Origin of the sequence: Modestobacter excelsi, from assembly GCF_005930495.1 — a bacterium.
GTDB lineage: Bacteria > Actinomycetota > Actinomycetes > Mycobacteriales > Geodermatophilaceae > Modestobacter > Modestobacter excelsi.
In genome coordinates, this window is record NZ_SJEX01000061.1 from 24,221 (window position 1) to 31,796 (window position 7,576).

Genomic DNA, 7,576 nt, shown 5'->3' on the forward strand with positions numbered 1-7,576 from the left:
CCTCCCGAGGAGCTCGCCGGCGCCGACGGACCGTCAAACGCTCAACCACCAGTCAACCAGGCGTCGGCGTCGTCCCGCAGCCCCCGGTCAGGAACGGGCCTCCACGGACGCGTCCGGGGCGAACTGCACCCGCGCCACCTGCACCCCGGCCGCGACCTCCTCCGGAGCCGCCGTCGTGCCGATCGCCGTCGCCCACGCGTCGATCGTCGCGGCGCTGAAGCGCTGCACCTCCGGGGTCCCCCCAGGCGACCGGGTCGCCCACCGGCTCGCCGCGCAGGAAGAGCGCCAGCCCGAGGACGGCGACGTCCGAGCCGCAGCCGGACCAGGCTCTGCGGGCCACCCCAGCTGACGGTGAAGCCGTGCGGTGGGTCGCACTCCGGCACCTCACCACCGGCGTTCCCCTCCACCTGGAAAGCGCCGCCCACCCGGAGGTCGCCGCTGACCGGGGCGAACCACCGGGCCAGCCGGTCGGGCTCGGTGACGGCGGACCACACGTCCCCGACCGCCGCGTCGTAGCGGCGGAGCACGCTGACGGCCATCTCCCCGGCGTCCCCGCTCCCCCTCCGCTGCACGTCCCGGTGAGCCGCCACGAGCTCGTCGACGAGGTCCCTCATGTCCCCTCCTCCGTGTCGGCCGCGGGCTCGGCGCCCGTGGTCACTGGTGTCGTCCCGGCGCGCTTGCCCCGGGCGAGCTCGGTGGCCAGCGCGTCCAGGCGCTGGTCCCAGAACCGGCGGAAGCCGGTCAGCCACGCGTCGATCTCCTGCAGCCCGGTCGCATCCACGGCGTAGAGCCGCCGCGCTCCTTCCGCGCGCACCCGGGCGAAGCCGTTCTCGCGCAGCACCTTGAGGTGCTGGGAGGCGGCGGGCTGGGAGATGCCGAACTCGACGTGCACGACGGCGGCGACCTGCCCCGCGGGCTGCTCGCCGTCGGCGAGGAGCTCCATGATCCGGCGCCGGACCGGGTCACCGAGGACGCCGAACGCGTGCACTCCGATGGATATGAGCGACAACTCATGGAGCAACCCCCTTCCACCCACCCGCGGACGCTGCGGGACACTGGGGCGTGATCGAGGTGCCCGTGGCGCTGTCCACGACGAACTGGGCCGGCAACTACACCTACTGGGCGACGAAGCTGCACCGCCCGCAGTCGCTCGAGCAGCTGCAGGAGGTCGTCTCGGCCGGGCCGCGGGTGAAGGTCCTCGGTTCCCGGCACTCGTTCACCGGCATCGTCGACTCGGCGGAGCTCGTCTCGCTGGAGGCGATGACCTCGCCGGACTCGGTCGTCGTCGCCCCGGATCGGCGGTCGGTGACCGTGGACGCCGGCCTGACCTACGGCGACGTGGCCGCGGCGCTGCAGCCGCACGGCCTGGCGCTGCACAACCTCGCCTCGCTCCCGCACATCTCCGTGGCCGGTGCCGTGGCCACCGCCACCCACGGGTCCGGTGTGGGCAACGGCAACCTGGCGACCGCGGTCGCGGCCCTGGAGCTGGTGACCTCCAGCGGTGAGGTGGTGCGCGCCGACCGCGGGGACGCCGACTTCGACGGCATGGTCGTCGGCCTCGGCGCGCTGGGTGCGGTCACCCGGGTCACCCTCGACGTCGAGCCGGCGTTCGAAGTGCAGCAGCGGGTCTTCGACCACCTGCCGTGGCCGGCCCTGTTCGAGCACTTCGAGGAGGTCGTCTCCCTCGGCTACAGCGTCAGCGCGTTCACCCTGTTCGAGGGCGACGTCGACATGGTCTGGGTCAAGTCGCGGACCGACGCGCCGGCCCCGCCCCAGGGTGAGCTGTTCGGTGCGGTGCCGGCGATGAGCGAGCGGCACCCGATCCCGGGCATCGACCCGACCCCGGCCACCCCGCAGCTGGGCAGCGTCGGCCTGTGGTCGGACCGACTGCCGCACTTCCGGATGGGCTTCACGCCCAGCAACGGCGACGAGATCCAGTCCGAGTACCTGCTCCCCCGGTCCCACGCCGTCCCGGCGCTGGAGGCGCTCCGCGCCCTCGGGGACCGGATCCGGCCGCTGCTGCAGACCTGCGAGATCCGCACGATCGCCGCCGACCGGCTCTGGCTGAGCACGGCGCACGACCAGGACTCCGTCGCGTTCCACTTCACCTGGCGGCAGGCGCAGTCCGAGGTGGAGGAGCTGCTCGTCGAGCTCGAGGCCGCGCTGCTCCCGCTGGGGGCGCGCCCGCACTGGGGCAAGGTCTTCCTCGCCGACGCCGCCACGCTCGCCCCCCGGTACGCCCGGCACGCCGACTTCGTCGACCTGGTCCAGCGGCTGGACCCCCGGGGCGCCTTCGGCAACGAGTGGCTCGAGCGGCACGTCCTCGGCAGCTGACCCGCGGTCAGCCGGGCAGCAGGCCGCCGGGCTGACCGCGACGGACGGCGTGAGCGGTGGCCTCGGCGCGGTTGCGGACACCCAGCCGGTCGTCGGGGGCCACTGCCCGGGCCAGCGCCAGCCGGGCCCTCGCCGCGTCGAACGGCATCAGCAGACCGGTGAACCCGCGCAGCGCGCGGCGGGCCGGTGCCGGCCGCGCTCGACGGCCACCCAGCCGTGACCGGCGCAGAGCGGGACGTCGGCCACGACCCGTTCGGCCAGGTCCAGCCACCCGCGGCCCGCCGCCCCGTACGTGGTCGGCGAAGGCCTGCTCGCGCTGCGCGATCGCCTCGGGGACCCGGCCGAGGAACCACTGCGCCCGGGCCAGGCCGTCCCGGGCGTCGGCGGCGAGCAGGTACTCGCTGTCGAACCGGGCGCGGGGCGACCATGACGCCGATCGCGGACATCACGACGTCGAAGGACGCCTCGTCGAACGGCAGGAGCTCCGCGTCGGCCTCGGTCCACTCCAGCGACAGCCCGGACGCCTCGGCCTGCCGGCGGCCCTCGGCCAGCAGCGCCGCGTCGCCCGTGCCGGCGGCGACGTCCAGCACCCGGTCGCCGGTCCCGACCGCGCAGGCCTCGACCAGCCGGGCCCCAGCGGGGTCAGTGCTGTCGAGCCGGGCCGCCACCGCTCCCGGTCACATCGGGCGAACTCCCCGTCCGCTGCCCATCAGTTGCCGCTGGAGAAGGCCGCGTCGAAGGCCGCGGCGGGCGGGTCGAAGGCCAGCCGGCGGACGAACTCCAGCGCCTCGGGCGCCCCGACCAGCCGGTCCATGCCGGCGTCCTCCCACTCCACCGAGATCGGCCCGGTGTAGCCGATGGTGTTGAGCATCCGGAAGCACGCCTCCCACGGCACGTCGCCGTGGCCGGTGGAGACGAAGTCCCAGCCGCGCCGCGGGTCGGCCCACGGCAGGTGGGAGCCCATCCGGCCGTTGCGCCCGTTGCCGACCTGACGCTTCGCGTCCTTGCAGTCCACGTGGTAGATCCGGTCCTTGAAGTCCCACATGAACCCGACCGGGTCCAGGTCCTGCCACACGAAGTGCGACGGGTCCCAGTTCAACCCGAACGCCTCACGGTGCCCGATCGCCTCCAGGGTGGCGACCGTCGTCCAGTAGTCGTAGGCGATCTCCGAGGGGTGCACCTCGTGGGCGAACTTCACCCCGACCTCGTCGAAGACGTCCAGGATCGGGTTCCAGCGGTCGGCGAAGTCGGCGTAGCCGTCGGCGATCATCGACTCGGGCACCGGCGGGAACATCGCCACGGTCTTCCAGATCTTGCTCCCGGTGAACCCGACGACGACGTCGACGCCCAGCGCGCGGGCGGCGCGGGCGGTCAGCTTCATCTCCTCCGCCGCCCGCTGCCGCACCCCCTCGGGGTCGCCGTCGCCCCACACCCGGGCGTGGACCATCCCGCGGTGCCGCTCGTCGATCGGGTCGTCGCAGACGGCCTGGCCGTTGAGGTGGTTGGAGATGGCGTACACCGACAGGCCGTGCCGCTCCAGGACCGCCAGCCGCTCCTTGACGTAGGAGTCGTCCTCGGCGGCCCGGGCGACGTCGAGGTGGTCGCCCCAGCAGGCGATCTCCAGGCCGTCGTAGCCCCAGCCCGAGGCCAGCCGGCACACCTCCTCGAACGGCAGGTCGGCCCACTGGCCGGTGAACAGGGTGACGGGGCGGGGCATCAGTTCTCTCCCGGGTGGTCGTCGGTGGGGATCTCGGTCCAGGTGGAACGGTCGGCGGCACTGCGCTCGACTGCGTCCAGCACGCGCTGGACCTGCAGCCCGTCGGCGAAGGACGGCCGGGGCTGCTCCCCCGCGGCCAGCGCACCGACCAGGTCCACGACCTGGTGGGTGAAGCCGTGCTCGTAGCCCAGGCCGTGGCCGGCCGGCCACCACGCGCCCACGTAGGGGTGCTCGGGCTCGGTGACCACGATCCGCCGGAAGCCGGCGGTCTCGGCCGGCTCGGCGCCGTCGTAGAAGTCCAGGACGTTCATGTCCTCGAAGTCGAAGGCCAGGCTGCCGGCCGAGCCGTTGACCTCGATCCGGATGGCGTTCTTCCGGCCCAGGGCGAACCGGGTCGCCTCGAACGTGGCCAGCGCGCCCTCGGTGAACCGGCCGAGGAAGACCGCCGCGTCGTCGACGGTCACCTCGCCCATGCCCTCACCGGCGACCCCGCCGAGCGTGCCGGTGCTGGCCGGCAGCGGGCGCTTGCGCACGAAGGTCTCCATCAGCGCGCTCACCCCGGTCAGCGACTGGCCGGTGATGTACTGGGTGAGGTCGACGATGTGCGCGCCGATGTCGCCCAGCGCGCCGGAGCCGGCCTTGTCCTTCTGCAGCCGCCAGGACATCGGGGTGGCCGGGTCGGCGATCCAGTCCTGCAGGTACTGCGCCCGGACGTGCCGGATGGTGCCCAGCCGCCCGTCGGCGACCAGCTTGCGGGCCAGGCCCACCGCCGGCACCCGCCGGTAGGTGAAGCCGACCATCGCCCGCACGCCGGACGCCGCCGCCCGGTCGGCCGCCGCGACCATCGCCTCGGCCTCGGCGACGGAGTTGGCCAGCGGCTTCTCGCACAGCACGTGCTTGCCCGCCTCGAGCGCGGCGATCGCGATCTCGGCGTGGGTGTCACCGGGGGTGCAGATGTCGACCAGGTCGACGTCGGTGCGCTGCAGGAGGCGGTGCCAGTCGGTCTCGGTGTCCGCCCAGCCCAGCCGGTCGGCGGCGGCCGACAGCGCGGCGGGGTCCCGGCCGGCCAGCACGGTCAGCTGCGGGGCGAGCGGGAGGTCGAAGAAGCGCGGCGCGGTGCGCCACGCGTGGGAGTGGGCCACGCCCATGAAGGCGTAACCGATCATGCCGACGCGCAACGGCGGCGGGGAGGGGGTCATCGCAGGCTCCAGGAGACGACCGGGGACGCCGACGGTCGTCGGCGTCCCCGGCGGTGCGGTCAGGACTCGAACGCGCTGTCGATGTACTGGTCGACGTTGTCCTTGGTCACGACCGGTGCGTTGAGCACGACCTGCTTCGGGATCTCCACCTCGACCAGGTCCGACATCGCCTTGTCCTGGGCCAGCAGGCGGGCCATCTTGACGCCGTCCGCCGCCTGGGTCGACGGGTAGATGACCGTCGCCTTCAGGACCGAGTCATCGGCCTGGATGCTGCGCATGGCGTTCGCCGAACCGGCGCCGCCGACCATGAAGAACTCGTCGCGGCCGGCGTTGTTGATCGCGGCCAGGACGCCGACGCCCTGGTCGTCGTCGTGGTTCCAGATGGCGTCGATCTTCGGCGCGGCCTGCAGCAGGTTGGAGGCGGCCTCCTCACCGGACTCGACGGTGAACTCCGCGGCGACCCGGTTGCTCACCTTCAGCCCGCAGTCACTGAGCGCGTCGGCGAAGCCCTTGCTGCGCTCCTGGGTCAGCGGGAGGGAGTCGATGCCGGCGATCTCGGCGACGACCGAGTCCGGCTTGCCGCCCAGCTGGGAGCAGATGTAGGTGCCGGCCGAGACGCCCATGCCGTAGTTGTCACCGAGCACCGTGGCGCGGGCGGCGAACGGGCTGTCGAACTGGCGGTCGACGTTGATCACCGGGATGCCGGCGTCCATCGCCTTCAGCGCGACCGGGGTCAGCGCCGCGCCGTCGAAGGGCAGCAGCACGATCGCGTCGACCTTGTCGTTGATGAAGGTCTCCACCTGGCTGATCTGGGTGCTGACGTCGTTCGTGCCCTCGGCGACCTGCAGGTCGACGTCGTCGTACTGCTCGGCTGCCGCCTTCGCGGCGTTGGTGATGCCGGCCATCCAGCCGTGGTCGGCCGCCGGCGCGGAGAAGCCGATGGTGACCTCGTCGCCGGAGTCGTCGTTCGAGCTGGCTGCGTTGGTGCTGCCGCCGCCGCCGGAGGAGCTCTCCTCCGGTGAGTTGCTGGTGCAGCCGGCCACCATCGCCGTCGCCCCGACCAGGCAGACGGTGGTGGACAGCAGGCGCCGGAACGGGCGCTGCCGTGTTGCAGACATCGTTCTCTCCTCGTGTCGAGCCGACCTGGGCAGTCCAGGCGGGGTGGGACGTGGCTGGTGCTGCCCAGGCGGCCGGGGGCCGGCTGGGTGTCGTGCTGATCCGCGCCCGCTGGGCCCGGGTCAGGTCAAGGGGTGTCGGTGCTGCCGCTGGGGCGGTCGCCGGCCGGGCCGCCGGGCACCGCGCCGCCGGAGACCGTGCCCGCCGGCCCGCCGGCGGTGGCCGCGCCGGGCGGGGTCATCGACCGCGGCGTGCGCATCCGGAAGGACCCGGTGACCAGCCGCTGCTGGAGCAGGACGGCGGCGACGATGATCACACCGCGGGCCACCGCCTGAGCCGAGCTGGACAGGTTGTTGAGCGTGAAGACGTTGCCGAGCGTGGTGAAGATCAGCACGCCGAGCACGGTGCCGACGATGGTGCCGCGGCCGCCGACCAGCAGGGTGCCGCCGATGACCACCGCCGCGATGGCGTCCAGCTCGTAGAGGTTGCCGTGGGTGGAGCTGCCGGTCGTGGTGCGCGCCATCAGCATCACCGCCGCGATCCCGCAGGTGAACCCGGAGAGCACGTAGAGCCAGACGGTGTGCCGCTGCACCCGGATGCCGGCCAGCCGGGCCGCCTCCGCGTTGCCGCCGACGGCGAAGGTGCGCCGGCCGAACGTCGTGCGGTTCAGCAGCACCCAGCCGGCGACCGCGACGAGGGCGAAGACGATCACCAGCGTCGGGATGCCGAGCACGTCGCCGGAGAAGAACCGGATGAAGTCCTGGTCCTGGACGATCTGGGTGCGCCGGTTGGAGATGATCTCGGCCAGCCCGCGGGCGGCGGCCAGCATCGCGAGGGTGGCGATGAAGGCGACCAGCTTGCCGTAGGCGATCACCACCCCGTTGACCAGCCCGGCGATCGAGCCCACCAGCAGCGCGGTGCCCACCATGACGATCCAGTGGGTGTCCTCGGCCAGCTGCTGGGTGGCCAGGGTGGTCGCCCACACCGAGGCCAGCGCCACCAGCGCGCCGACCGACAGGTCGATCCCGCCGCCGATGATCACGAACGTCATCCCGACGCTGACCACGCCGATGACGGCGGCCAGCCGCAGGATGGTCAGCACGTTGTCGACGTCGGCGAACCGGTCGCCGGCCGTCGCGACGCCGGCGATGCACAGCAGCACCAGCGCGACGATCAGCCCGAGGTTGCGGCCGAGCGGCCCGGCGAGCAG

8 protein-coding genes and 2 pseudogenes are annotated in these 7,576 nt (G+C 73.1%); 1 reads left to right on the forward strand and 9 read right to left on the reverse strand.

What is annotated here, in order from left to right:
* Positions 1-87: 87 nt before the first annotated feature.
* The 3 genes and pseudogenes from FHL80_RS26370 to FHL80_RS17975 form a co-directional block, all read right to left on the reverse strand.
* On the reverse strand, positions 88-228 hold the full coding sequence (locus tag FHL80_RS26370) for a hypothetical protein (RefSeq protein ID WP_246078769.1): 141 nt from the start codon (positions 226-228) through the stop codon (positions 88-90).
* A 167-nt stretch (positions 229-395) separates the two neighbouring features.
* Positions 396-614: pseudogene (locus FHL80_RS26375) on the reverse strand (SRPBCC domain-containing protein); the annotation flags it as partial.
* Positions 611-1,009, reverse strand: a complete 399-nt coding sequence (locus FHL80_RS17975; protein ID WP_246078768.1) for an ArsR/SmtB family transcription factor — start codon at positions 1,007-1,009, stop codon at positions 611-613. The gene FHL80_RS17975 and the pseudogene FHL80_RS26375, both read right to left, overlap by 4 nt.
* Positions 1,010-1,062: 53 nt before the next feature.
* On the opposite strand from FHL80_RS17975, the gene FHL80_RS17980 reads away from it, so the two are divergent.
* The gene (locus FHL80_RS17980; protein ID WP_138734742.1) at positions 1,063-2,334 is read left to right on the forward strand and encodes a D-arabinono-1,4-lactone oxidase; all 1,272 of its coding nucleotides are present in this window, start codon (positions 1,063-1,065) and stop codon (positions 2,332-2,334) included.
* A gap of 7 nt (positions 2,335-2,341) precedes the next feature.
* On the opposite strand, the gene FHL80_RS25690 is transcribed toward FHL80_RS17980, so the two are convergent.
* The 6 genes and pseudogenes from FHL80_RS25690 to FHL80_RS18000 all read right to left on the reverse strand — a co-directional run.
* Positions 2,342-2,482, reverse strand: a complete 141-nt coding sequence (locus FHL80_RS25690; protein ID WP_216870843.1) for a hypothetical protein — start codon at positions 2,480-2,482, stop codon at positions 2,342-2,344.
* Positions 2,483-2,810: 328 nt separating this feature from the next.
* Positions 2,811-3,002: pseudogene (locus FHL80_RS27100) on the reverse strand (hypothetical protein); the annotation flags it as partial.
* A gap of 41 nt (positions 3,003-3,043) precedes the next feature.
* Entirely contained in the window at positions 3,044-4,051 is a 1,008-nt protein-coding gene (locus FHL80_RS17985; protein WP_138734743.1) for a sugar phosphate isomerase/epimerase family protein, read from the reverse strand.
* Complete coding sequence (locus FHL80_RS17990) at positions 4,051-5,250, reverse strand: Gfo/Idh/MocA family protein (protein ID WP_138734744.1); 1,200 nt, start codon at positions 5,248-5,250, stop codon at positions 4,051-4,053. Before FHL80_RS17990 ends, FHL80_RS17985 begins: the two co-directional genes overlap by 1 nt.
* Before the next feature lie 59 nt (positions 5,251-5,309).
* Positions 5,310-6,368, reverse strand: a complete 1,059-nt coding sequence (locus FHL80_RS17995; protein ID WP_138734745.1) for a substrate-binding domain-containing protein — start codon at positions 6,366-6,368, stop codon at positions 5,310-5,312.
* Positions 6,369-6,493: 125 nt separating this feature from the next.
* Positions 6,494-7,576: ABC transporter permease (locus tag FHL80_RS18000; protein ID WP_138734746.1), on the reverse strand; the 1,083-nt coding region annotated here is incomplete at its 5' end.

Excerpts from the sequence above, each read along its gene's own strand:
- FHL80_RS17990 (WP_138734744.1), bottom strand. The coding sequence starts at position 5,250 with ATGACCCCCTCCCCGCCGCCGTTGCGCGTCGGCATGATCGGTTACGCC.
- FHL80_RS17985 (WP_138734743.1), bottom strand. The coding sequence starts at position 4,051 with ATGCCCCGCCCCGTCACCCTGTTCACCGGCCAGTGGGCCGACCTGCCG.
- FHL80_RS25690 (WP_216870843.1), bottom strand. The coding sequence starts at position 2,482 with ATGCCGTTCGACGCGGCGAGGGCCCGGCTGGCGCTGGCCCGGGCAGTG.
- FHL80_RS17995 (WP_138734745.1), bottom strand. The coding sequence starts at position 6,368 with ATGTCTGCAACACGGCAGCGCCCGTTCCGGCGCCTGCTGTCCACCACC.